Origin of the sequence: Oricola thermophila, assembly GCF_013358405.1 — a bacterium.
GTDB classification, from domain to species: Bacteria; Pseudomonadota; Alphaproteobacteria; order Rhizobiales; family Rhizobiaceae; genus Oricola; species Oricola thermophila.
Window position 1 is genome coordinate 2,236,900 of the sequence record NZ_CP054836.1, and the last position, 22,186, is coordinate 2,259,085.

Genomic DNA, 22,186 nt, shown 5'->3' on the forward strand with positions numbered 1-22,186 from the left:
TGCCCCACCACGGCGGTGCCTCCATGCCCCGCAAAAGAAAGCCCGCGCAAGGCGCGGGCTTGTCGTCTCTGCCATGACTGGCCGGTCTACCGGACCATCTGTTCCAGAACGCGGTCCTCGATCTCGCGCTGGATGACGATATCCTCGACATCCTGCGGAGTCAGGCTCTCGATGCGCGAGGCGGCCCGTTCCTCCGCCGGCAGGCTGGAGGTACTGTCGGCCGAGCTGCTCGTGCTCCCGCTCGATCCGGAAGCGGAACTGCCACCGACCGGAGAGGTCAACGAGCCGTCGACCGCGCCGCCGCGAATGATCGGCAGGCCGGATCCCGTATCGGGCGCGATCTGGATTTCCGGCAGCGTGGACGGGTCGTATTCGATGAAGACCACCGACGGAAACGCCGGGTCCTCTTCAATGGAATAGACAACCTCGGCCGTGGCGGTGCCGGGCATGGCGACAACCAGCGCGGCGGATGCGATTTTTGCGAGTCTGTTCATGGGCTTGTTCCCCGTGGCTTCAACACCGTACCAAGACGATAGCAAAGGCGTATTGCAGCCACGTTTTGTATTTCGTTCAAATTTTACCGTTTTCGCGATTCCGTTGCGCAGGCGTTTTTCCAAGTGTAGCAGTCAGCCATGAACGCCAATCCGACACATGAACGAACCCGTGTCCTGCCGGCAGGCAGCAAGGCCGTGGCCGCGGCGAAGACCGTGCTGCTTGACGGCCGGACGGTCGCGATCCCGACGGAAACCGTCTACGGGCTGGCGGCAGACGCGACCAACGGCGAGGCCGTAGCCCGGATTTTCGAGTCGAAACAACGGCCTTCCTTCAATCCGCTCATATGTCACGTAAGCGACATCGCGATGGCCGAAACTTTCGCAGTCTTCGATCCGCTGTCACGGAAATTGGCGGAACATTTCTGGCCGGGCGCGCTGACACTGGTGCTGCCGCTGAAAGAAGGCCACGCAATCCATCCTCTCGTCACCGCCGGTCTCGACACGGTCGCCGTGCGTGCACCCCGAGGGTTCGGGGCGGAACTGATCGAGGCGATGGGCAAGCCGCTCGCCGCACCGTCGGCGAACCGTTCCGGAAGGATCAGCCCCACCAGCGCGCAGGCGGTAAGGGAAAGCCTCGGAAATTCGGTTCCCCTAGTGATTGACGGCGGACTGACACAGGTCGGCGTGGAATCGACGATCGTCAAGGTCGAGGATGGCGCGATCCGCCTGCTCAGGCCCGGCGGCATCGCCGCAGAGGAGATCGAGACCGTCACCGGACAGAACCTGGATAGAGCCGGCTCCACTGCCGCTATCCAGGCACCCGGCATGCTCTCCTCCCACTATGCGCCGAATGCCGCAATGCGGCTCAACGCGACCGAGGTCATGCCCGGCGAGGCGCTTCTCGGTTTCGGACGTGAACGCATCCCGGGCGCGAACCGGGCCCGCGCCGTGCTGGTGCTTTCGGAAACCGGTAACACGGTCGAGGCAGCGGCCAGGCTTTTCGACTACATGAGCCGGCTCGACGCATCCGGCGCTACATGCATCGCGGTGGAGCCAATTCCGATGGAAGGTCTCGGCGAGGCAATCAACGACCGGCTGGCGCGCGCGGCGGCCCCGAGGGAAGGATGATGGAAAAGACAGAACTCGTCACCCGGCTGAAGGAGATCGCCGGCGAAGGCAATGTTTTCACCGGCACGGAAACGGAACCCTTTCTGAGCGAACCGCGCGGGCGCTGGACGGGCAAGGCGGCAGCCGTGGTGCGCCCCGGCACGACCGAAGAGGTGGCGGCAATCCTGAAGATCGCCTCGGAAACGGGCACGCCGGTGGTGCCGCAGGGTGGCAATACCGGCCTTGTCGGCGGGCAGATCCCGGACATGAGCGGCACTGCGGTCATCCTTTCCACCGCGCGGCTGAACCGGATTCGCGACATAGACCCGGATGGCAACACGATTACCGTGGAGGCCGGCGTCGTGCTGCAGGCGGTGCAGGAGGCAGCGGATGCGCATGACCGCCTGTTCCCGTTATCGCTCGGCTCGCAGGGCTCCTGCCAGATAGGCGGCAACCTCTCCACCAATGCAGGCGGAACCGGAGCGCTGGCACACGGCGTGGCCCGCGACCTGTGCCTCGGGCTGGAAGTCGTGCTGCCGACCGGCGAAATCCTGGACGATCTCAACAAGCTCAAGAAAGACAATACCGGATACAACCTTCGCAACCTGTTCATCGGCGCGGAAGGCACGCTCGGCGTGATTACCGCCGCCGTGCTGAAGCTGTTCCCGAAACCGGCGGGCCGTGCCACGGCCTTCGTTGCGCTCCCCTCGCCCGCCGAGGCGCTGGCGCTGTTCGCGCGGGCGCGCGGCGAAGCCGGCAACGGACTGACCGCATTCGAGCTGATGGCACGCATCGGGGTGGAATTCTCGGTCCGTCATATCGAGGGGGTGCGCGATCCGCTCGGGGAACACCACCCGTGGTACGTGCTCATGGAGATTTCCTCCGGCCAGTCCGAGGAGGATGCGCGCGGCAAGCTCGAAGCTGTACTTGAATACGGCCTGGAAGACGGCCTCGTGCTCGATGCGGCAATCGCGGAAAGCTACGCCCAGCACGCCGATTTCTGGCGGCTGCGCGAAGGCATGTCGGAAAGCCAGAAGCCCGAGGGCGGTTCGATCAAGCATGACATATCGGTGCCGGTCGACAGCGTTCCCGACTTCCTCGCCGAAGCCGACAAGGCCGTGCTGGCCATCGAACCGGGATCGCGCATCTGCGCCTTCGGCCATCTCGGTGACGGCAACATCCACTACAACATCTCCCAGCCGGTCGGCGCGGACCGCAAGGTGTTCCTGCAGCTTGCCGAGGTGATCACCCCGGCAGTGCACGGGATCGTGCGGGCCCATGGAGGCTCGATCTCCGCCGAGCACGGCATTGGCCAGATGAAGCGCGCCGAGCTGGCGGAAACCAAGCAGCCGGTTGCGCTTGACCTGATGCGCCGGATCAAGAAGGCGTTCGACCCTGCCGGCATCATGAACCCCGGCAAGGTACTCTAGAGGCCCGGAACCTGCCCCGTTCCGGGACTCGCGAAAAATTGGAGGCTACTTGATTCCAATTCGCTAACCATCTCAAAGATCATGCTTTTTTAACGCTGTTTCTTAGGCTGAAGTCAGTGCACACCGCCTAGTGTGACATCCAGGCCGGCGCCAGAACAAAAAACCTGCCGGCCGAACAGGGACGGGAGCAAAGAGGCGAAAAGCCCGGAGCTCTCAGGGATGAACAGACGAGGCGTCAAACATGGCATCTGGTGCACAACCGGTCTGGGCAGGGCATGAATTCAGGCTCGACCCCAACCGGCTTCCGCAAAAGCTGGTCTACGCAACACGTACGGAGACCGGCGACGTACACATCACCGTCGATCAGAACGGCTGCGTGCTGAAGCGGAAACTGGAGGTCTCCGGCCTGCCGCTCAACATCGCGCTGCCGGTCAACGTGTTCGACGGCGTGGCGGCACGGGCCATCTATACCGGTCCCGAAAGCGTCATGGTCACGCTGGAACTGATGCATCATGATCCCGAGCTATGCGTGCCGCTTTTCGTCGGCCACGATCTCGAGGGCATTGCCCGCGACTGGCAGCAATGGTCCGAGCTGCTCGGTCTGCCGATGCTGATGGTCGACGAGGACGGCGTTGTGCGCACCCTCGACGAGAGCGCGCAGCGCGTCATCCGGGACAAGAGCCATCCGCGCCGGCATCATGCCATGTTCGCCGAACGGCGCCCGCGCTTCCTTGCACGCCGCCGCATGGGCACGCTCGGCGTTCGCATGGTTCTGGACGGCGTCGAGATCATCGCGCGGGACTGATCAGACGGTCAGCCCCGCCGCCAGCAATCCGCCGAATACCATCCAGCCGACCACCGTGTTCGCCTTGAACAGTTTCAGGCACTGGTCCGCGTCATCTATGTCGAGGACGCGGATCTGCCACAGCATGTGTCCGGCTGCGGCAACCAGCCCCGCATAGACCAGCGGCGGCAGTCCGGCCGAACTGAACGCAGCGGCAAACAGGGCCAGCGTGCCGGAGTAGAGCGCCACCAGCGCCGGCTTGGTCTGCTCACCGAACAGGCGCGCGGTGGACCGGACGCCGACCAGCGCGTCGTCCTCCTTGTCCTGGTGGGCATAGATCGTGTCGTAACCGATCGTCCATAGGATCGATCCGGCATAGAGCAGCGCGGGCGCCACGGCCAGCTTGCCGTAGAGCGCCGCCCACCCCATCCATGCGCCCCAGGAAAATGCCAGCCCAAGAAACAGTTGCGGCCAGTTCGTGAAACGCTTCATGAAAGGATAGATGGCAACAACCGCGAGCGACAAAACGCCGACGAGCACGGCGAACAGGTTGAACTGGATCAGTACCAGGAAGCCGACCAGCAGTTGAAGCGCAAGGAACGACTTCGCCTGGCGGCGCGTCACCTGGCCGGAAGGCAGCGGGCGCGAGCGCGTGCGCGCGACCTGCTCGTCGATGTCCTGATCGACGAGATCGTTCCATGTGCAGCCCGCTCCGCGCATGGCCACCGCGCCGACTAGGAACAGCGCGAGATGCCATGGGTGCGGAAACGGTGCGAAGGCCAGGTGCGGGTTGCCCGCACCGGCGAGACCGGCCATTGCGGCGGACCACCAGCAGGGCCACAACAACAACCACCACCCGATCGGCCGGTCCCAGCGGGCAAGCTGGGCGTGGGGCCACAGGCGGCGCGGCAGGAGGCGATAGACCCAGTGACCCGACGGCGCGTCGGCGACCCGGCCCTGTCGTTCGCGCGATTGAATGGTGTCCGACATGTACGTGTCGTGACAAGGCGGGGCACAAAGGTCAAGGGGGCGCGGCGAGGCCTTGACCCGCGAAAGCCGAGGCCGTACCGCGATGCCAGCAAAGAGGAAGCAGGCCATGAACGTATTGCTGATCGGATCGGGCGGGCGCGAACATGCCCTGGCGGCCAAGCTGGCCGAGTCCCCGCTCCTCGGAACGCTGTTCTGCTCGCCGGGCAATCCGGGCATCGCCGAGGTGGCCGAATGCGTGGTCCTTGACGTCACCGACCATGCCAGGGTCATCGACTTCTGCCGGGTGAACGGCGTGACGCTGGTCGTCGTCGGGCCGGAAGCGCCGCTGGTCGCCGGCATCGCCGACGCGCTGAAGGAGGCCGGCATCGCCGTGTTCGGGCCGAGCGCGGCGGCGGCGCAGCTGGAAGGCTCGAAGGGCTTCACCAAGGCGCTGTGCGACCGGATGAACATTCCGACAGCGGCCTGGGAGAAATTCAACAACGCGCCGAAGGCAAAGAACCACGTGCGCCGGAAGGGCGCGCCGATCGTCATCAAGGCCGACGGGCTGGCCGCCGGCAAGGGCGTGACCGTCGCGATGACGGTGGAAGATGCCTGCGCGGCCATCGACGACTGTTTCGAGGGCGCATTCGGCGAAGCCGGCGCCGAAGTTGTGGTCGAGGAATTCCTGACGGGCGAGGAAGCATCCTTCTTCTGCATCTGCGACGGGACGACCGCCCTGCCCCTGGCCACCGCGCAGGACCACAAGCGCGTCGGCGAAGGGGACACCGGACCGAACACGGGCGGCATGGGCGCCTATTCCCCGGCCTCGATCATGACGGACGACCTCGTCGCCGAAACGATGGAGAAGATTATCAAGCCGACGATGGCCGGCATGGCGGAACAGGGCATGGCATTCACCGGCATCCTCTATGCCGGCCTGATGCTGACCGACAACGGACCGAAGCTGATCGAGTACAATGTTCGCTTCGGCGACCCGGAGTGCCAGGTGATCATGCCGCGGCTGAAGGACGACCTGCTGACGCTGATGAAGGCGGCGGCGGACGGGCTCCTCTCGGAGATGAGCGTGCGCTGGCGCGACGAGGCCGCGGCGACGGTGGTGATGTGCGCGCCAGGCTACCCGGCCTCGGCGAGGAAGGGGTCCGTCATCAAGCTTCCGAAGGCGCTACCCGACGTGGTGACGATCTACCATGCCGGCACCGCGAAACGGGGAGAGGACCTCGTCGCCAATGGCGGGCGCGTGCTCAACGTCACCGCGACGGGCAAGACCGTGACGCAGGCGCTGAAGACCGCCTACGAGGCCGTCGACGCCATCGAGTGGCCGGAAGGTTTCTGCCGCCGCGACATCGGCTGGCGGGAAATCGAGCGGGAAAAGGCGCAGTAGCAGTGCGGCAGCCGATCGCTTCGCCCCTCTTGCCGTCCACTTGATCCAGCGCAAAGAGGCGGGCGCATTCTTCTGCGATCCTTTCCGCAGATGAATCCGGGAGAAAAGGTCATGGGTATCCTTGCGCGTATTGCCGACAGAATGGACCGCCAATCGCACCTGATGGATGCGATGATGGATCGCCTCGAGGTCGACCGCGAGGCGCTGGCGATGGATACTTGCGGCGCCCGGCTCGAAGCGGCAGCGCGCTCATGCCTCATGTGCCGGGACAGCGAGGAATGCGGCCGGTGGCTTGACGGCAAGGACGATACCGCGCCGACCTTCTGCCCGAACATCCAGGTCTTCGAATTGCACCGGAAGTAGCAAGCCGGAGCCGCGCGAAAAACGGGCGCGGCATATCCTGCCGACCGGCGAAATCCCGCCGGCGGTCGGCGCTTGAGGCGCACGCCTGCGCGTCCCCTCGACGATCGCCTTGCGTGGCAATAACAAGAAATTGCAATTCGCGTATCGCCAAAACGGATGCGAGATGGCATCTTTCGCTGCTTCGCGGCGGCGACTTTGCAGCCACCGCCGCCTGGGGAGGGGAAGCTGCAAGGTCGCGTTTCTTGCGGAATTCCCGACAAAACGGAGTTAGGGAATGACGGAACGCGCCCGGGGCGAACGAACGGTCAATGCCGTGATCGCCGTGCTGGCGACACTCATGTGCATCGCCTGCATCCTGTGGAACATCGAAACCCCGACACGGCTCGGCTTCGCCGTTCTGACAGAACAGTATCTGGCCTTCCAGCTCGGCATGGCCCTGACGATCGTCTTCCTGCGCTTCGGCTGGCGCGGAAAGGAAACGAGCCGGCCCGATATCCCGAACACAGTACTGGCACTCGCTTGCTTCGGCGTGCTGATGTACGCAGCCTGGGACTTTTCCTGGCTCTTGAAGGAACAGTTCTACAGGCCTTGGCAAATCACCATGATCGGAACCGTGGTGACGATTGCCGTGATGGAAGGCATACGCCGCCGAGCCGGCCTCACGCTTTTCATCATCGTCGCGGTCTTCCTGGTATACTCGCTATTCGCCGACCGGGTTCCGGGCGAACTGGTCGGCAAGGCGCTCAGTCCCGTCCGGCTCGTCCAGTATGTCGGGTTCGACCCGTCTGCCGTATTCTCGACTCCACTCAGGGTCGGCACAGTCATCGTGCTGCTCTTCGTCTTCTTCGGACAGCTCCTGTTCTCTGCCGGCGGCGGGACGTTCTTCACCGATCTCGCCATGGCAGCGACCGGCCGCACGCGCGGCGGCAGCGCCAAGATATCCGTCGTCGGTTCGGCCCTGTTCGGCTCGATATCCGGCTCCGCCGTCTCCAATGTCGTGACCACAGGCGTGGTGACGATCCCGCTGATGCAGCGCGGCGGCTATTCGAAACGGGACGCCGGTGCGATCGAGGCGGTTGCCTCGACCGGCGGACAGCTCATGCCGCCGATCATGGGCGCGGCCGCGTTCCTGATGGCGGAATTTCTAGACATTTCCTACACGACTGTCGCCGCGGCAGCGCTCGTGCCGGCCGTTCTCTACTACATCTCCGTATTCGTCCAGGTGGACCTGATCGCCGGACGGGACGGCATAGCCCAGTCAGCCGATGACGCAACCGGCTTCGGCGACGTGATGGCTGCCGGCTGGCATTTCCTCATTCCCTTCGCGGTGCTGCTCGCCGGCCTGTTCTGGTGGCGCCTCGATCCGGAGGACTCCGCCCTCCTCGCTTCGGTGGCCATCGTGGCGGTGGGGCTTCTGCGCGGATACCGTGGCGAGCGGCTGACCCTGCGCAAGCTGGCGCGCGTGTTCGTGGACACGGGCACCTCGATGGTCGACCTGATCCTGATCGTCGCCGCGGCCGGTTTCGTTATCGGCATTCTGAACATCACCGGCCTCGGCTTCGCGCTGACCCTCATGCTCGTGAATTCCGTCGGATCCAGCCTGTTCCTGCTGCTGCTAATCTCGGCTGCAATATGCATCATCCTCGGCATGGGCATGCCGACGTCGGGCGTCTACGTCTTGCTGGCGGCGCTGGTCGCACCATCGCTGGTGCAGGCCGGCATCACCCCGATCGCCGCGCACCTGTTCATCCTCTATTTCGGGATGATGTCCATGATCACGCCGCCGGTCGCCCTGGCGGCCTTTGCCGCGGCGACGATCACGAAAACAGACCCGCTTCATACGGGATTCGCGGCAATGCGGATCGGCTGGGCAGCCTATATCATCCCCTTCGTGTTCGTCGGCGCGCCCGCCCTTCTCCTGGAAGGCAGCACTTTCGAGATTGTCGTCACCGCCGTCATGTCCGCCGTCGGCATCGCCGCGATCGGCGCGGCGATCGTCGGCTTCCTGCATGACCGGCTCGGCAGCGGCATGCGTGTCGCCCTTGCGCTGCTCGGCTTCGGCGCGCTGCCCATCGGCTACCTGCCGGCCGCGGTGCAGCCGGTCCACCTTGCCTGCACCGCCGCCGTAATCCTGCTGACTGCCGGGCTGTTCCTGCTCAAGCGCGGGGGCGCGGAAGACAACCAGATCGAATGAGACAACACAGGGAGAAGAAGCAATGAACAGATTAGCCAGATTGATGATCGGCGCGCTGGCCGCCGGTCTGCTGTCGGCGGGGACGGCCGCTGCGCAGGTCGTCACCGTGGCCACCGGCGCACAGGGCTCACTGGCCTACAGCTCGGGACAGGCCATCGCGAAGGTGGCCAATGACAACGGCATCACGGCGCGCACGCAGCCGCTTGTCGGTTATCTCCCGCTCATCAACAACGGCGAGGTAGATTTCGGCTTCTCCAACGGTGTGGAAGCGGAATACGCGTTCTCGGGCACCGGCAACTACGACCGCGCGCATCCCAATATCCGGCTTGTCGGAGTGATGTTCCCGCTGACAACCGGGATCATGGTTCGCGCCGATTCCGGCATTCACACCATCGCCGACCTCAAGGCCAGGGCGGGGGAACTGAAGATCGCCTCCGAGTACACCTCCTCGACGATCATTCCGTTCTACATTGCCGGCGGGCTCGCCAATGGCGGGATGACCTATGAAGACTTCCAGCAGGTTCCGGTGTCGAGCTTCGTCGCGGGTATCAACGCGCTCGGCGACGGTCTCGTCGACATCGCGCTCGTCAGCCTCAACAACGGCGCCGGCAAGCAGGTGGAAGCCAAGCTCGCCGGCCAGGGCGGGCTCGAATATGTTTCGCTCGACAATTCCGAGGAAGGCGTCAAGGCATTCAAGGAATACCTGCCGGCCGGCAATATCGTGACGTTCAAGGCGAACGAGAACATTCCCGGCATGAAGAGCGACAAGAACCTGATGCAGATCCCGTGGGTCATGCTGACCAACGCCGACACGCCCGAGGACCTGGTCTACAGGATGACCAAGATCATCGCCGAGAACAACGCTGCGCTGAAGGAAAGCTTCGGCGCCTTCGGGAACGCGAAGCTGGAGAAGATGGCACCCGCCAATGCCACGCCCTATCATCCGGGCGCGCTGAAATATTACGAGGAAGCGGGAATCACCGTCGGCCAGTAATGCCGTCTCGGTCGCCCGGCATCGCCGGGCGGCCTATATCCCCAGAACCGCACGCCCGTTGGTGATCGCGTCGGCGCGGGCGCTGTAGCGGTTGCCGCCGTCCTCGTCATGCAGGAACAGGGGCGATGCGATCTCCATCTGCCTGCGCGACCCCTTGATGCCGGTAACGACAATGCGGATCGCCGGCCTCGACAGGCGCGGGTGGACCGGCAGAACGGTGACCGCGCCGTAACGCCCCTTCATCGACTGAAGGATTTCGACAAGCGATTGGGGCCGCGCGATCAGCGTCAGGCCGGCACCGGGGCGCGCGATGGCGCAGGCCGTCTTGATCCAGCGGGCCAACAGGTCCGGCTCCATCACATGGGCGCCGGCCTTCTCGGCCTTGGGCGTGGTGCGGTCGCGCGGATCGTTGAACGGCGGATTGGCAATCACCCAGTCATAGCGATCGCGCGGAAATCCCGCCGCCTCCCGCGCCTTGCCATCGAGAGCGACATCGGCCTCGATCACCTCGGCGCGTGCGCGCAGATGCGCGTTCCCTTCAAGCACAAGGCCGGCGCGGGCACAGGCAGCCATCAGCGGAGAAATCTCGTAGAGAACGGCACTGGCCCCGGGACAGCGATCGAGCACGGAAAAGGCCGCGGCGCCGGCCCCGGCGCCGAGATCGGCAAGCGTGCCACAAAAGCCGTCAGGCACGCCGGCGGCGAGGATTGTGGCATCGACACCGGAGCGATGCGCACCGCCGGCCGGCTGGACGAGATGGAAGGACCCGCGATGGAAGGCATCGACTGTCGTCTCGACGCCGGAAACGGTCGGCCCGCGCATCGCAGCCTCAGTCTTTCAGCTCTTTTTCCAGCCCGGCATCGCGAACGATCCGCCGCGCCTCGTCGATCCGGCCGGCCTCGACGAGGATGCGGCGCGGAAGGACTCCGATCGAGCCATCCATCACGGACATGTTCTGGTCCGCGACGAGCACGGCAATGCCCGCCTCGCGCATCAGCGTCTCGACGAATGAGACCGTGACGGGATCGTTTGTTCGCAGAAGCTCTTCCATCCCTCCCTGATAGGCCGGCGCGCAGGCGGCGACAAGCCCGCACCGCGTGCAAGACGGCGCGCCAACTGCGCACAAACGCGCCAATTCGCCGCTTGCCGCACCGTGGCGGAGTTTCTAATGTGGCGCCGGTACAAACCGGGAGAATTCGCATTGGGCGTCGTCATACCGCTTGGTGAGAGCAAGAAGGAACCAGCCGGCATCGAGAAGCTGATCGGCCTCGTCGCTGGCGGCATGGAGCGGGTCAACGAGCTGATCCTGGCCAAGGCCGGATCCGACGTGGAAATGATCCCGGAAGTCGCCAATCACCTGATCTCCTCGGGCGGGAAGAGGCTTCGGCCGATGATCACGCTCGCAGCCGCAGAGATGTTCGACTATCACGGCGAGGGCCACGTCAAGTTGGCCACAAGCGTGGAGTTCATGCATACGGCCACCCTGCTGCACGACGACGTGGTGGACGAGAGCGACATGCGCCGTTCCAAGCCGACGGCACGAATGATCTGGGGCAACCAGGCCAGCGTGCTGGTCGGCGATTTCCTGCTCGGCCAGGCATTCAGGATGATGGTTGAGGTGGGCTCTCTCGATGCGCTGGAAGTGCTGTCCGCCGCCGCCTCGGTGATCGCCGAGGGCGAGGTGATGCAGCTGGCCGCTGCAAAGAACCTGGAGACCACGGAAGACGAGTATCTTGCCGTCATCAAGGCCAAGACCGCGGCGCTGTTCTCGGCGGCAGCCGAGGTCGGCCCGATCATCGCCGGCGCGGCGAAGTCCGACCGCGCGGCACTGCGCTCCTACGGCCTCAATCTCGGCCTCGCCTTCCAGCTGGTCGACGATGCGTTGGACTATGGTGGCAATGCCAAGGATCTCGGCAAGAACACCGGCGACGATTTCCGGGAGGGCAAGATCACCCTGCCCGTCGTGCTGGCATACAGACGCGGAACCGACGCGGAACGCGCATTCTGGAAGAGCAGCCTCGAGAACGGCGAGAACGACGACACCGCGCTCGAAAACGCCCGGGGCCTGATGCTGAAATACGGCGCCCTGCCCGACACGATCCAGCGGGCGCGGCATTTCGGCGAGATCGCCCGCGACGCGCTGGCACCGCTGAAGCCGTCGCCGCAAAAGGATGCCCTGCTGGACGTCGTGGAGTTCTGCATCTCGCGAATAAACTGACCTCCCTGCCCGTCCGGCGACGGCGTTGCGCGGCAACCATAAAAAGGCCATGCTACCGCGGTGATTTGCCAGGCGAAGAAACGCCGTGAACACGATTCCTGAAGTGGTAGCCCGATGAACCGGATTTTTGTCTTTTCTGCTCTAGTCGCCGCCGGGCTGGCCGCCCTGCCCGCCGCGGCGGAACGCGCGCCGGAAGAAGCGCTCGTGTCCGCACATTCGCTGGCCGGCGCGTTCCTGGCCGCCGAGACCGCCCGGGCGGAAAACGACTTCGACGCCGCGGTGCGCTACTACACCGACGCGCTCAGCTTCGATCCGGACAATGCCGCCATCCAGCAGGAACTGCTGATCGCACTGGTCACGAACGGCCAGTTCGACGAGGCCCTGCCGCTCGCCGAGAAACTCAAGAAGGATCCGCAGATCGAACGCGTCTCGCGGCTGGTGCTCGGCATCGACGCAATCCGCGCGCGGCGCTACATGCAGGCCGACAGCGCACTGATACTCGCGATAGAGACCGACCTGGAGCGCCTGCTGACGGGGGTCATGCGCGCATGGGCGCAGTTCGGCGCCGGCGAAACCGACAATGCGCTCGCCCTGCTCGACGGGCTGGACGGCCCGGACTGGTACGGCCTTTTCGTCAGCTATCATGGCGCGTTGATCGCGGATGCCGCCGGACGCAAGGCGGAAGCCGCCGAACGCTACGACAACGCCGTCAACGACACGACCGGCGCCAGCGCATCGCCGCAGACCTATCTGCGGCTTGCCGAATCCTATGCGGGCTTCCTGGCTCGCAACGGCGATACGGATGCCGCCAGGGAGATCATAGCGCGGGCGCTGGCGATCGCGCCGGCCAATCCGCCGCTGCTGGCTCTCGCCGATGCGGGCGACAAGCTTGCGGCCAAGGCGCTCAAGATCGCGGATCCCGCGGCAGGCGCGTCGGAAATCCTGCTCAACATCGGCTCCGCCATCAACCGCGACGGGGCGGAGGGGTTCGCGGCACTCTACCTGGAAATGGCGCGGGTGCTGGCGCCCGGAAACGCGCAGATCCAGTTCGAGCTGGGCGGCATCGCGGAACGGCTCGGTGATCCGCAGCGCGCCATCGACTTCTACGACCGCATTCCCGACACCTCCCCGCTCGGCCGGCTCGCCCACCTGCAGAAGGGCCTCAACCTGGCCGACATGGATCGCAACGAGGAAGCCAAGGAAATCCTCGCCGCTGCAATCGAGGAAGATCCCGGCGAGTACCGCGGCTATCTCGCCCTCGGCGGCGTCCATGCCTCGCTGAAGGAGTACGAGGAAGCCGCAGCATTGTATGAGCGGGCCATCGCCAACATCGACACGAACGAACCGATGTACTGGCCGCTCTACTACCGCATGGGCATCGCCTACGAGCGCACCAAGCAATGGGACAAGGCGGAAGCGGCGTTCAAGCGGGCGCTGGAACTTTCGCCCGACCAGCCGGACGTTCTCAACTATCTCGGCTATTCCTGGATCGACATGAACATCAATCTCGAGGAAGGCCTCGACATGATCCGCAAGGCGGTCGAGATGCGCCCGCGTGACGGGTATATCGTCGATTCCCTGGGTTGGGCCTACTATCGTCTGGGCCGGTTCGAGGACGCCGTCGCGGAGCTGGAGAAGGCGACCGACCTTAGGCCGACCGACGCGATCATCATCGACCACCTCGGCGACGCCTACTGGCGCGTCGGCCGCAGGCTGGAGGCGACCTACCAATGGGCGCAGGCGCTCGACATGGAAATCGAGCCGGAGGAAGCCGCCCGGATCAAGGCCAAGCTTGCCGCATCGAACACGCCGGGCATGGAGCCGGAAATCGCGGTCAGTCAGGTAGATGACGGTGCCGACTCAAAGACGGCCGCATCACCGGACGACGCGGATGGCGGCTGAACGCAGGTAACCCGGGCCGCATAGAACGTCATGTCCGCTGCACAATGGTTCGCTGCGCCGGCCAAGATCAACCTGGCACTGCATGTGACCGGACGGCGCCGCGACGGCTACCATCGTATCGAAACCATCGCCGTCTTCGCCGATATCGGAGACCGGATCGGCATTTCCGCGGCCGGGGTCGACAGTTTCCATATCGAGGGTCCCGAAGCCTCAGCCCTGGCGGGCGAGGCCCCCACGCAGAACCTCGTCGTCCGCGCGCGCGACCTGATGCGCGACGTGCTGAACGAACACGATATACCTGCCCCTCCCGCGGCCATCGTCCTCGACAAGCAGCTGCCCGCCGGATCCGGCATCGGCGGAGGTTCGGCCGACGCGGCGGCGACACTGGCCGGCCTGATGCTGCACTGGCAGGCTGATGCGGCGGCGCAGGCAATCCGCGAGCGGGCCGTGTCGCTCGGTGCCGACGTGCCCATGTGCCTCGCCTCCCGGCCGCTCGTAGCGTCCGGTGCCGGCGAGGAAATCCGCCCGCTTTCCGGCATGCCGTCGCTTGCGCTGGTACTCGCCAATCCCCGCCGGCACGTTTCAACGCCGGCCGTATTCGCCGCACTTGAGAAAAGGGACAATCCGCCCCTGCCGGCCGACGGAATGACCGGTTTGCGTTCCGCCGGCGATTGGGCCGCATGGCTCTCGAGGAACACGCGCAACGACCTGCAGGCATCATCCGCGCGCCTGACGCCGGAGATCGAGGACTGCCTCGCCGCGCTTGAAACAACGGCTCCCTTGCTGGCGCGCATGTCCGGCTCCGGCGCGACCTGCTTCGGCATCTACGACGACATGAACGCGGCCAGGGCCGCGGCAAAGGACCTCTTGCACCGGAGGCCCGATTGGTGGATCACGGCCACGGAGACGGGAGCGACGCCATAGCTGCTGCCGCCATGCAATCCTGTAGCGGAGCGCCGACCGGCGCGCCGGGAAACCGACCGGGAGTGACACGATGAACCGTATCGACGAAAGCCGCCCGTTCATTCCGGTCCGCATTGCCGTGCTGACCGTTTCCGACACGCGCTCGGAAGCCGACGACCGGTCCGGCGCGACCCTGGCCGCGCGCATCGAGGAGGCCGGCCACGTTCTCGTCGAGCGCGCCATCGTTACCGATGACAGGGACGCCATCGTCAACCGGGTTTCGGACTGGGCCTATCGCGCGGATGTGGAAGTCATCATTACAACGGGCGGCACCGGCTTCACCGGTCGTGACGTGACGCCGGAAGCGCTCGAACCGCTGTTCGAGAAGCGCATGGACGGCTTCTCCGCCCTGTTCCACCGCGTTTCCTACGACAAGATCGGCACGTCCACCATCCAGTCCCGCGCCACCGCGGGGCTGATGCACCAAACCTTCGTCTTCGTGCTTCCGGGCTCGCCCGGGGCCTGCAAGGACGCCTGGGACGGCATCCTGAAGCCGCAGCTCGACTACCGGCACATGCCATGCAATTTCGTCGAGATCATGCCCCGGCTCGACGAGCATCTCAGACGCGGCGGCGGAAAGTCCGCCTAGTCTTTCGGCGCCGGTTCGATTTCGGCATCCAGGACCTTCAGGGCCAGGCCGCGAATCAAGTCCTCGCCGGACCGCGCATTAGCGGAAAGATTGGCAAGCGCCTGTGCCCTCGCGATGACCAGTCCCCGCGCCAGCGGGCCTCGCCGCGCCGCCACCGAACGGAAGATGCGCGCGAACCATCCGCCCTTCCTCGCCGGCCTGAAACATGCGGCCGCACTTTCCGGCCGCATGACGTGGTCCATCACCGCATTGTGCCACCCTTCCGCCAGACGCGCGCCCGGTTCCAGAACGACGATCCAGTCCGCTCGGGCACCTGCCACCACGTCACGCAGCGAGGTTTCCGGCAGTTGCACCATACGGCAGCCCGCCGCATCCGCGAGATCGGCCGTCGAGTCGGTCGAACCACTATCGGCCACCACAACCTCCGAAACATGGCCCTCGACCGCATCGTGCACGAGCGGAACCAGAGAGTGCGCCAGTGCCGCGGAGTCATTTCTCGTGAAAAACAGGAAGGTTACCATCTCGCTACCTTTGGCGGACTGGGTAGCAGAGGCATCCTCGAAATCAAAGCCCCACGGATTTTGTTCTTGTATTGTTCCACCTTTCGCGCTAGGAATATAGTCATCGAACCGACAAATCCAGATTCCTGCGGGAGAAGCGAAATGGACGTGATCGACGCGGCGGACAAGGCAGCCTTCGGAAGCCCGGCGGACAGCGGCGCCGAACATGCCAATGTCCTGATCGGCCGGTCCGGCCTGCGCGAGCACGAGCATCGCACCCGGGGGCGCGCCAGCGCGATTAATCCGAGCGGACGGTTCGAGACGCTGTCGCGCAGCGTGTTCGACGACGGCTGGAATTCGTTCGAGGAACTGCCTCCCTTCAAGACCGAGGTACAAGTCGAACATGCGCGAACGATCATCACCAGGAACACGTCGCCGGACATATCGTTCGACCGGTCGATCAATCCCTACCGGGGCTGCGAACACGGCTGCGTCTACTGCTTCGCGCGGCCGACCCATGCCTATATGGGCCTGTCGGCGGGCATCGACTTCGAGGCGAAGCTGTTCGCCAAGCCTGATGCGGCGAAATTGCTGGAAAAGGAGATCACGAGGCCTGGCTACCAGGTGCGATCCATCGCGATCGGCACCAATACCGACCCGTACCAGCCGATCGAACGGGAATGGAGGATCATGCGATCGATCCTGGAGGTGCTGGAACGGCACAACCACCCTGTGGGAATCGTCACAAAGTCGCATCTCGTGACGCGCGATGCCGACATCCTGGCCCGAATGGCCGAGAAGGGCCTGGTCAAGGTGGCGCTGTCGGTAACGACCATGGACAGGAAGCTGGCGCGCACCATGGAACCACGCGCCTCCACCCCGTCGCGAAGGCTGGAGGCCATCCGCATCCTTTCGGACGCGGGCATACCGACCTCCGGCATGATCGCGCCGGTCATTCCCGGTCTCAACGACCACGAGATCGAGAAACTGCTTGATGCGGTGGCGGGGATGGGTGCGCGCGAGGCTGGCTACGTGCTGCTGCGGCTTCCGCTGGAGGTGGCGCCGGTGTTCAAGGAATGGCTGCTGCGCCACTATCCGGAACGCTACCGGCATGTGGTGTCGCTGATCCGCTCCATGCGCGGCGGCAAGGACTACGACGCCGAATGGGGCAAGAGAATGCGTGGCACCGGACCCTATGCCTGGCAGATCGCCCGTCGCTTCGAACTGACGGCGAAGAGGCTCGGCCTCAACACCAGGCGGCTTAAGCTGCGCACCGACCTGTTCGAGGCGCCGAAACCGGAGAGCGAGCAACTCAGTCTCCTGTAGACCCCGCCGGACGGACCGCACGTCCCCTCCATCCCCAGCGGTTCCGTCCGGCGGCAAGGCCCTGCCCCGCCGGCCAAGCCGAGGCGTCCCCGTCCGAAAGCTTGCGCATAACAGGGCCTTCGAGAAGAGAATCGGGCGGACGCGCCGCTATTTCGTGGTATGTCTCGCCGCACAATGACCGCCACGAATGCGTCCCCCGATTCTCTTCTCCCCCTCGACGGGATCGACGAACCCGGTTTTCCGGATTTCCGTTTCGAGGAGCATTACTGGAAGCAGGGCCTGCGCCATGTGGCAGGCGTCGACGAAGCCGGACGCGGACCGCTCGCCGGCCCGGTCGTCGCGGCCGCGGTGATTCTTTCTCCCGACCGGGTGCCATCCGGACTCAACGATTCCAAGAAACTTACCGCGCGCAAGCGGGAAAGACTCCATGGAGAAATCATGGATGCAGCGCTGGCTGTTTCCGTAGCGAGCCTGTCGGCAGAGTCGATCGATGCCGGGAACATCCTTCGAGCCAGCCTGGAAGCCATGCGCCGCGCGATCGCCGCGCTGGCCATACGCGCGGAGTGTGCCCTTGTCGACGGCCGGGACGTGCCGCCAGGCCTGACCCTGGCAGCCCCGCCACGCGCGATCATACGCGGCGACGGCCGATCGCTTTCCATCGCCGCGGCATCGGTCGTCGCCAAGGTCACACGCGACAGGATGATGGCCGGACTCGGACCGCATCACCCCCAGTACGGTCTTGAAAGGCACATGGGTTACGGCTCGAAGGCGCACCGAGAGGCAATCGGTATCCACGGAGGTATCAGGCGGGTCCACCGTTTCACCTTCGCGCCGCTGAAATAACGGAGACATGAGAAAAGGGCCGGTCGCCCTGCGGCGACCGGCCCTGGATCCGTTCCGTCCGGGAGGCGTCAGTTCATCCGCGCCTTGACCTCGTCCAGCGACTTCTTGAACAGGTCCGTCGCGGTCTTGCCCGAAACCTTCTTTCCAATGATCGTCGTCGCCGCGGCCACGGCCATGTCGACGGCCGAATTGCGCACCTGCTCCATCGCATCGGCCTCGGCCTGGGCTATCTTCTGCTCCGCCATCGCGGTGCGACGAACGACATATTCGTCGGTCTTCTGCTTTGCCTCGGCAGTGATCGCTTCGGCCTCGCGCTTGGCCGACTCGACGATATCGGCGGCTTCCTTCTCGGCTTCCTTGCGCTTCTTCTGGTACTCGGCCAGCAGTGCCTGCGCTTCCTCGCGCAGCTTGCGTGCCTCTTCCAGCTCGTTGCGGATCCGGTCGGCACGCTCATCAAGCGCCTTGGCGATCATGCCCGGCACCTTCAGGTAAACAACGATGCCGAGGAAGATGACGAGGGCTACGAATGCCCAGAACGTTGCGTCACCCATGCTACTCTCCCTGGCCCTTGGCCGCTTCCAGTGCCTTGGCGATGTCGCCCTTGGCAACCGTGCCGCCAATCAGTTGCTTGACGATGGCCTCGGTCGTCTCGCCGGCAATGGTGCCGACATCGGACATGGCCTTGTCGCGAACCGCCGTGATACGGGCCTCGGCTTCCTCGAGCTTCTTGGCAAGCTTCTTCTCGACCTTCTGGCGCTCGGCCTCGGCGGCTGCCTTGGCGGCGTCACGCGCCTTGGTGCCGATCTCGTTGGCGGATGCCTTTGCCTCGGCAAGTTCCTGCTCGTAGGCAGCGATCGCGGCATCGGCCTCGGCCTTCAGCTCATGCGCCTTGTCGAGATCCTGGGCGATCCGGTCCTGACGGGTTTCGAGGATCGAACCGATGCGCGGCACGATAACCCGGGACATGAACCAGTAGAGGAACCCGAACGACAGCACGAGCCAGAACAGCTGCGAAGCGAATGTCGATGAATCGAACGGCGGAAACGCTCCGCCGCCATGGGCGGCGTCGGCCGCGCCGTGGGCCGCGTCCGCCGCTGCGTGGGCGGCTTCTTCGGCAATTGCTTGGGTTACGAACATGGGCGTCCCTTAACGGAGAATCACGCGGCGGAGCCGCGCCTGATTCCAATAGAGAACCGGCCGGTCAAGCCGGCCGGCACCGATCCCGTTTGCGATCAGACTGCGAAGAGCAGCAGGAGCGCGACGAGCAGGGAGAAGATGCCCAAGGCTTCCGTCACGGCGAAGCCGAAGATCAGGCGGCCGAACTGGCCGTCGGCAGCCGACGGGTTGCGCAGGGCGCCCGACAGGTAGTTGCCGAAGATCGTGCCGAGGCCGATGCCCGCGCCACCCATGCCAAGGCACGCGATACCTGCACCGATGAACTTTGCTGCTTCCGCTTCCATGTTGAACTCCTTTGGATGAGAATTGGCGGATAATCTTGGCGGCTGGCCGCCGGTTAACGGATCAGTGGCTCGGATGCAATGCGTCGTTGAGATACATGCAGGTGAGCACCGCGAAAACGTAGGCTTGCAGGAAGGCCACGAGGAACTCCAGACCGGTCAGAGCAACGGTCATGGCCAGCGGCAAAATCGCGCCGCCGATACCCAGCGCCCCCATCGCCGTCAGCGAAGTGACGAAGCCGGCAAAGACCTTCAACGTGATGTGCCCGGCCAGCATGTTGGCGAAAAGACGAACCGAAAGACTGATCGGACGCGACAGGAACGAGATCACCTCGATGGCCACGACCAGCGGAACGAGGATTCCGGGCACGCCCTCGGGCACGAACAGGCCGAGGAACTTCAGGCCGTGCTTCATGAAGCCGTAGATAACAACCGTGCCGATCACCAGCATCGCCAGCGCGAAGGTGACGATGATGGAGGATGTCACGGTGAAGAAATAGGGGAACATGCCGAACAGGTTGGCGATCAGCACGAACATGAACAGCGAGAAGACCAACGGGAAGAAGCGCAAGCCCTGCGTTCCCGCCGCGTCGCGCAACATCGAGGCGACGAACTCGTAGGCCATCTCGGATATCGACTGCAACCGCCCCGGAACGAGACCGCGATTGGCCGTCGTCAGGTACAGGAAGCCGGAGGTCGCGGCCACCGTCAGGACCATGAACAGCGACGCGTTGGTGAAGGAGAGATCGAGACCGCCGACATTTTCAATCGGAATGATCTTGGAGATCTGAAACTGGTGGATCGGATCGTTTGCCACCGTATACCCCTCGGTTGTCGCGCGCCGCGCGGCTAGTCCTCGTTTTCATCCGGCGACGTGCCGGACCGTGTTCTCGTCTCGGGCGCCGCCACGAGACCGGCGGAGCGCAGGACATTCAGTACGCCGGCGACGAACCCGAGGAGCAGAAACACGATCATGCCCCAAGGCGACGTTCCGGCCAGGCGATCGAACAGATACCCGATTCCCGCCCCCACGAGCACGCCGGCGACAAATTCGCTCGACAGCCGCAGGGCATTGGCGAAACCGGCGCCGCCGCCCGTCTTGCGATCCCGCGTCCCCGCGCCCGTTTCCGCCGCCCTGGCGGACAGCGCCGCATCGAGCGCCTTGCGCCGATCCTCGAGATCGCCGACCCCGCCCGATCCGCCATTTTCCGCGTTGCCAGTCCCGTGCGGCGTTTCAGGCGCCTTATCGCGTGCCATAGGCCTGATCGGGTTTGAACATCGGAAAATCGGCGACCCCGGTGAAGTCGCGCGCAACATAGTTTCGCCACCCTAGCTAGTCAAGGCAGCTTTGCAGATGCGAACAGTCTATATTTCCAGCGAAGAATCAATAACTTGCACCGAATGTAGCCAATGGTCGCAGACTTGGACCCCATGCCGGGCGGACAATATAGGCGACTCCGGGCGTCAGCTCCAGCTGCCGCCATAGGTGCGATAGAAGACATGCAGGCCGATACGGGCCCGACGCTCCATCGCCCGTGCCCAGCGCGGACGGACATAAACGGCATGATAGTGGGTCGCCGACCCGACGGAATCGAGCCAGATCTTGCCCGCCGTGACCGCCAGCGCGATATCCTGCGCTGTCTTCCAGTGACTCGGCGAACGCACGCGATCGACCTTGCCGTCACAAGCGAAGGAGAACTGGCAACGGTTGCGCCAATGATCGTTCTGGTAGACGACACCGCAGATCGTGTTCGGGAAGGCGGGGTTGCGCACCCGGTTGAGAATGACCTGTGCGACGGCGGCCTGCCCCTTGAGGCTTTCGCCACGCGCCTCGAAATAGATGCCCTCGGCAAGGCACTTCTGTTCGCGCTCGCTGAAGGCCGATGCCGGTAACGGCGTCGCCAGCCAGGCATGATCGCCCTTGCCCAACGGCGGAATGAACCGTCCCTCCGCCGCATCCGGCTCCTTCAGCAAACTGCTGAAGGGCGACTGCGTGGCGAAGTCGGGTTCCGACGGCGCATAGGCGGTGGCGAGCACGTCCGCCTTCTCGTTGGTGACAAGTTCTGCAAGCATGGTCGGAACGGAATCGTCACGACGCGCCGGCGCACGCTTGTGAAATGCGGTGGCGATCTGGATCTCCTTGCCGCCGATCTTCGGCCTGACGAAGGCCATGAGCGTTTCCTCGTCGGTTGCCGGACGCAGGATCGAACTGTGGCGGTCCAGCACGGAACCGGCGGAAAAGCCCTTGGGCGGCGCTACCGGAGCGACGGAAACGATGCGCCCCGTCTTCTCGGAGCGATTGATGCGATCCTCGTCGGGCGTGTCGGCGATCTCGGGCTTGAGCGGCGTGATGACGACGCGCCCCACCCGGGGCGCATCGATGCCGGCCGAGGCGATCGAACCAGTCACCGTGGGATCGACATCGAAAGGCATCTCGGCCTGCTGGATCGAGCCGGGCGCGGCAGCGACTAGAAATGTCTGCCAGCGGCTTTGCTGATCGTCAGCACCGGTCAGCAGGCCGGAAATGTCCTGCATGGCCACGGAAGTCGGATTTGACAGGAATATCGCCGCAGCCAGAAACGCCGGACCGGAAAATCCGACCGCACGCCGGCGGACGGCCAGAGACTTCAGTATACGCACTCGAACACTCC

The 22,186-nt window shown here is 64.6% G+C and carries 24 protein-coding genes; 13 read left to right on the forward strand and 11 right to left on the reverse strand.

From position 1 onward, the window contains the following. Positions 1-86: 86 nt before the first annotated feature. Positions 87-494: a hypothetical protein gene (locus HTY61_RS10870; protein ID WP_175276809.1), complete on the reverse strand. Its 408-nt coding sequence runs from the start codon at positions 492-494 to the stop codon at positions 87-89. 138 nt (positions 495-632) lie between these two features. Here HTY61_RS10870 and HTY61_RS10875 point away from each other — a divergent pair, with 138 nt between their 5' ends. The 3 genes from HTY61_RS10875 to HTY61_RS10885 all read left to right on the forward strand — a co-directional run bounded on the left by HTY61_RS10875 (position 633) and on the right by HTY61_RS10885 (position 3,836). Then, a complete protein-coding gene (locus HTY61_RS10875) occupies positions 633-1,622 on the forward strand; it encodes an L-threonylcarbamoyladenylate synthase (protein WP_175276810.1) in 990 nt (329 codons plus the stop codon). Then, positions 1,622-3,031 carry an FAD-binding oxidoreductase gene (locus HTY61_RS10880; protein ID WP_343045191.1) on the forward strand — a complete coding sequence of 470 codons (1,410 nt, stop codon included), beginning with the start codon at positions 1,622-1,624 and terminating at the stop codon, positions 3,029-3,031. The genes HTY61_RS10875 and HTY61_RS10880 overlap by 1 nt, the downstream gene beginning before the upstream one ends. A 241-nt stretch (positions 3,032-3,272) precedes the next feature. Next, entirely contained in the window at positions 3,273-3,836 is a 564-nt protein-coding gene (locus tag HTY61_RS10885) for a DUF6101 family protein (RefSeq protein ID WP_175276812.1), read from the forward strand. Here HTY61_RS10885 and ubiA read toward each other — a convergent pair whose 3' ends face one another. Further along, a complete protein-coding gene (gene ubiA / locus HTY61_RS10890; RefSeq protein WP_175276813.1) occupies positions 3,837-4,805 on the reverse strand; it encodes a 4-hydroxybenzoate octaprenyltransferase in 969 nt (322 codons plus the stop codon). Positions 4,806-4,911: 106 nt separating this feature from the next. Between ubiA and purD the strand changes: the two genes are divergently transcribed. From purD to HTY61_RS10910, 4 genes are all read left to right on the forward strand, one after another. Next, positions 4,912-6,186 carry a phosphoribosylamine--glycine ligase gene (purD, locus tag HTY61_RS10895; protein WP_175276814.1) on the forward strand — a complete coding sequence of 425 codons (1,275 nt, stop codon included), beginning with the start codon at positions 4,912-4,914 and terminating at the stop codon, positions 6,184-6,186. Between the two features lie 111 nt (positions 6,187-6,297). Beyond that, entirely contained in the window at positions 6,298-6,549 is a 252-nt protein-coding gene (locus HTY61_RS10900; RefSeq protein ID WP_175276815.1) for a DUF6455 family protein, read from the forward strand. Between the two features lie 274 nt (positions 6,550-6,823). Then, a complete protein-coding gene (locus HTY61_RS10905) occupies positions 6,824-8,743 on the forward strand; it encodes a TRAP transporter permease (RefSeq protein WP_175276816.1) in 1,920 nt (639 codons plus the stop codon). Between the two features lie 22 nt (positions 8,744-8,765). Then, entirely contained in the window at positions 8,766-9,737 is a 972-nt protein-coding gene (locus HTY61_RS10910) for a TAXI family TRAP transporter solute-binding subunit (RefSeq protein ID WP_175276817.1), read from the forward strand. Between the two features lie 33 nt (positions 9,738-9,770). Here the strand turns inward: HTY61_RS10910 and HTY61_RS10915 are convergent, their stop codons facing one another. Together HTY61_RS10915 and HTY61_RS10920 are read right to left on the reverse strand one after the other, a co-directional pair. Beyond that, positions 9,771-10,559, reverse strand: coding sequence for a tRNA1(Val) (adenine(37)-N6)-methyltransferase (locus HTY61_RS10915; RefSeq protein ID WP_175276818.1), 789 nt, complete (start codon positions 10,557-10,559; stop codon positions 9,771-9,773). A 7-nt stretch (positions 10,560-10,566) separates the two neighbouring features. After that, positions 10,567-10,788, reverse strand: a complete 222-nt coding sequence (locus tag HTY61_RS10920) for a putative signal transducing protein (protein WP_175276819.1) — start codon at positions 10,786-10,788, stop codon at positions 10,567-10,569. 150 nt (positions 10,789-10,938) lie between these two features. Between HTY61_RS10920 and HTY61_RS10925 the strand changes: the two genes are divergently transcribed. The 4 genes from HTY61_RS10925 (at position 10,939) to moaB (ending at position 15,409) form a co-directional block, all read left to right on the forward strand. Next, positions 10,939-11,955: a polyprenyl synthetase family protein gene (locus tag HTY61_RS10925; protein WP_175276820.1), complete on the forward strand. Its 1,017-nt coding sequence runs from the start codon at positions 10,939-10,941 to the stop codon at positions 11,953-11,955. A 114-nt stretch (positions 11,956-12,069) separates the two neighbouring features. Beyond that, positions 12,070-13,857 (forward strand): tetratricopeptide repeat protein, encoded by a 1,788-nt coding sequence (locus tag HTY61_RS10930; protein WP_175276821.1) that lies wholly within the window; start codon positions 12,070-12,072, stop codon positions 13,855-13,857. Between the two features lie 30 nt (positions 13,858-13,887). Beyond that, entirely contained in the window at positions 13,888-14,781 is an 894-nt protein-coding gene (locus HTY61_RS10935; protein ID WP_175276822.1) for a 4-(cytidine 5'-diphospho)-2-C-methyl-D-erythritol kinase, read from the forward strand. A gap of 70 nt (positions 14,782-14,851) precedes the next feature. After that, a complete protein-coding gene (gene moaB, locus HTY61_RS10940; RefSeq protein WP_175276823.1) occupies positions 14,852-15,409 on the forward strand; it encodes a molybdenum cofactor biosynthesis protein B in 558 nt (185 codons plus the stop codon). On the opposite strand, the gene HTY61_RS10945 is transcribed toward moaB, so the two are convergent. Further along, positions 15,406-15,930, reverse strand: a complete 525-nt coding sequence (locus HTY61_RS10945) for a glycosyltransferase family protein (RefSeq protein WP_175276824.1) — start codon at positions 15,928-15,930, stop codon at positions 15,406-15,408. The genes moaB and HTY61_RS10945 overlap by 4 nt on opposite strands. A 141-nt stretch (positions 15,931-16,071) precedes the next feature. Here HTY61_RS10945 and HTY61_RS10950 point away from each other — a divergent pair, with 141 nt between their 5' ends. Both HTY61_RS10950 and rnhB read left to right on the forward strand, forming a co-directional pair. Continuing rightward, positions 16,072-17,235: a PA0069 family radical SAM protein gene (locus tag HTY61_RS10950; RefSeq protein WP_175276825.1), complete on the forward strand. Its 1,164-nt coding sequence runs from the start codon at positions 16,072-16,074 to the stop codon at positions 17,233-17,235. A gap of 174 nt (positions 17,236-17,409) precedes the next feature. Next, on the forward strand, positions 17,410-18,078 hold the full coding sequence (rnhB, locus tag HTY61_RS10955) for a ribonuclease HII (RefSeq protein ID WP_175276826.1): 669 nt from the start codon (positions 17,410-17,412) through the stop codon (positions 18,076-18,078). Between the two features lie 68 nt (positions 18,079-18,146). On the opposite strand, the gene HTY61_RS10960 is transcribed toward rnhB, so the two are convergent. From HTY61_RS10960 to HTY61_RS10985, 6 genes are all read right to left on the reverse strand, one after another. Continuing rightward, on the reverse strand, positions 18,147-18,629 hold the full coding sequence (locus HTY61_RS10960) for a F0F1 ATP synthase subunit B (RefSeq protein ID WP_175276827.1): 483 nt from the start codon (positions 18,627-18,629) through the stop codon (positions 18,147-18,149). Between the two features lies 1 nt (position 18,630). After that, entirely contained in the window at positions 18,631-19,215 is a 585-nt protein-coding gene (locus HTY61_RS10965) for a F0F1 ATP synthase subunit B (RefSeq protein WP_175276828.1), read from the reverse strand. Positions 19,216-19,310: 95 nt separating this feature from the next. Next, entirely contained in the window at positions 19,311-19,538 is a 228-nt protein-coding gene (locus HTY61_RS10970) for a F0F1 ATP synthase subunit C (RefSeq protein WP_133283461.1), read from the reverse strand. 61 nt (positions 19,539-19,599) lie between these two features. Continuing rightward, positions 19,600-20,352, reverse strand: a complete 753-nt coding sequence (locus HTY61_RS10975) for a F0F1 ATP synthase subunit A (protein ID WP_175276829.1) — start codon at positions 20,350-20,352, stop codon at positions 19,600-19,602. 32 nt (positions 20,353-20,384) lie between these two features. Then, on the reverse strand, positions 20,385-20,792 hold the full coding sequence (locus HTY61_RS10980; RefSeq protein WP_175276830.1) for an AtpZ/AtpI family protein: 408 nt from the start codon (positions 20,790-20,792) through the stop codon (positions 20,385-20,387). A gap of 207 nt (positions 20,793-20,999) precedes the next feature. Continuing rightward, on the reverse strand, positions 21,000-22,175 hold the full coding sequence (locus tag HTY61_RS10985; protein WP_246272782.1) for a cell wall hydrolase: 1,176 nt from the start codon (positions 22,173-22,175) through the stop codon (positions 21,000-21,002). Between the last annotated feature and the right edge of the window lie 11 nt (positions 22,176-22,186).

Excerpts from the sequence above, each read along its gene's own strand:
- HTY61_RS10870 (WP_175276809.1), bottom strand. The coding sequence starts at position 494 with ATGAACAGACTCGCAAAAATCGCATCCGCCGCGCTGGTTGTCGCCATG.
- HTY61_RS10875 (WP_175276810.1), top strand. The coding sequence starts at position 633 with ATGAACGCCAATCCGACACATGAACGAACCCGTGTCCTGCCGGCAGGC.
- HTY61_RS10880 (WP_343045191.1), top strand. The coding sequence starts at position 1,622 with ATGGAAAAGACAGAACTCGTCACCCGGCTGAAGGAGATCGCCGGCGAA.
- HTY61_RS10885 (WP_175276812.1), top strand. The coding sequence starts at position 3,273 with ATGGCATCTGGTGCACAACCGGTCTGGGCAGGGCATGAATTCAGGCTC.
- ubiA (WP_175276813.1), bottom strand. The coding sequence starts at position 4,805 with ATGTCGGACACCATTCAATCGCGCGAACGACAGGGCCGGGTCGCCGAC.
- purD (WP_175276814.1), top strand. The coding sequence starts at position 4,912 with ATGAACGTATTGCTGATCGGATCGGGCGGGCGCGAACATGCCCTGGCG.
- HTY61_RS10900 (WP_175276815.1), top strand. The coding sequence starts at position 6,298 with ATGGGTATCCTTGCGCGTATTGCCGACAGAATGGACCGCCAATCGCAC.
- HTY61_RS10905 (WP_175276816.1), top strand. The coding sequence starts at position 6,824 with ATGACGGAACGCGCCCGGGGCGAACGAACGGTCAATGCCGTGATCGCC.
- HTY61_RS10910 (WP_175276817.1), top strand. The coding sequence starts at position 8,766 with ATGAACAGATTAGCCAGATTGATGATCGGCGCGCTGGCCGCCGGTCTG.
- HTY61_RS10915 (WP_175276818.1), bottom strand. The coding sequence starts at position 10,559 with ATGCGCGGGCCGACCGTTTCCGGCGTCGAGACGACAGTCGATGCCTTC.
- HTY61_RS10920 (WP_175276819.1), bottom strand. The coding sequence starts at position 10,788 with ATGGAAGAGCTTCTGCGAACAAACGATCCCGTCACGGTCTCATTCGTC.
- HTY61_RS10930 (WP_175276821.1), top strand. The coding sequence starts at position 12,070 with ATGAACCGGATTTTTGTCTTTTCTGCTCTAGTCGCCGCCGGGCTGGCC.
- HTY61_RS10935 (WP_175276822.1), top strand. The coding sequence starts at position 13,888 with ATGTCCGCTGCACAATGGTTCGCTGCGCCGGCCAAGATCAACCTGGCA.
- moaB (WP_175276823.1), top strand. The coding sequence starts at position 14,852 with ATGAACCGTATCGACGAAAGCCGCCCGTTCATTCCGGTCCGCATTGCC.
- HTY61_RS10945 (WP_175276824.1), bottom strand. The coding sequence starts at position 15,930 with ATGGTAACCTTCCTGTTTTTCACGAGAAATGACTCCGCGGCACTGGCG.
- HTY61_RS10950 (WP_175276825.1), top strand. The coding sequence starts at position 16,072 with ATGGACGTGATCGACGCGGCGGACAAGGCAGCCTTCGGAAGCCCGGCG.
- rnhB (WP_175276826.1), top strand. The coding sequence starts at position 17,410 with ATGACCGCCACGAATGCGTCCCCCGATTCTCTTCTCCCCCTCGACGGG.
- HTY61_RS10960 (WP_175276827.1), bottom strand. The coding sequence starts at position 18,629 with ATGGGTGACGCAACGTTCTGGGCATTCGTAGCCCTCGTCATCTTCCTC.
- HTY61_RS10965 (WP_175276828.1), bottom strand. The coding sequence starts at position 19,215 with ATGTTCGTAACCCAAGCAATTGCCGAAGAAGCCGCCCACGCAGCGGCG.
- HTY61_RS10970 (WP_133283461.1), bottom strand. The coding sequence starts at position 19,538 with ATGGAAGCGGAAGCAGCAAAGTTCATCGGTGCAGGTATCGCGTGCCTT.
- HTY61_RS10980 (WP_175276830.1), bottom strand. The coding sequence starts at position 20,792 with ATGGCACGCGATAAGGCGCCTGAAACGCCGCACGGGACTGGCAACGCG.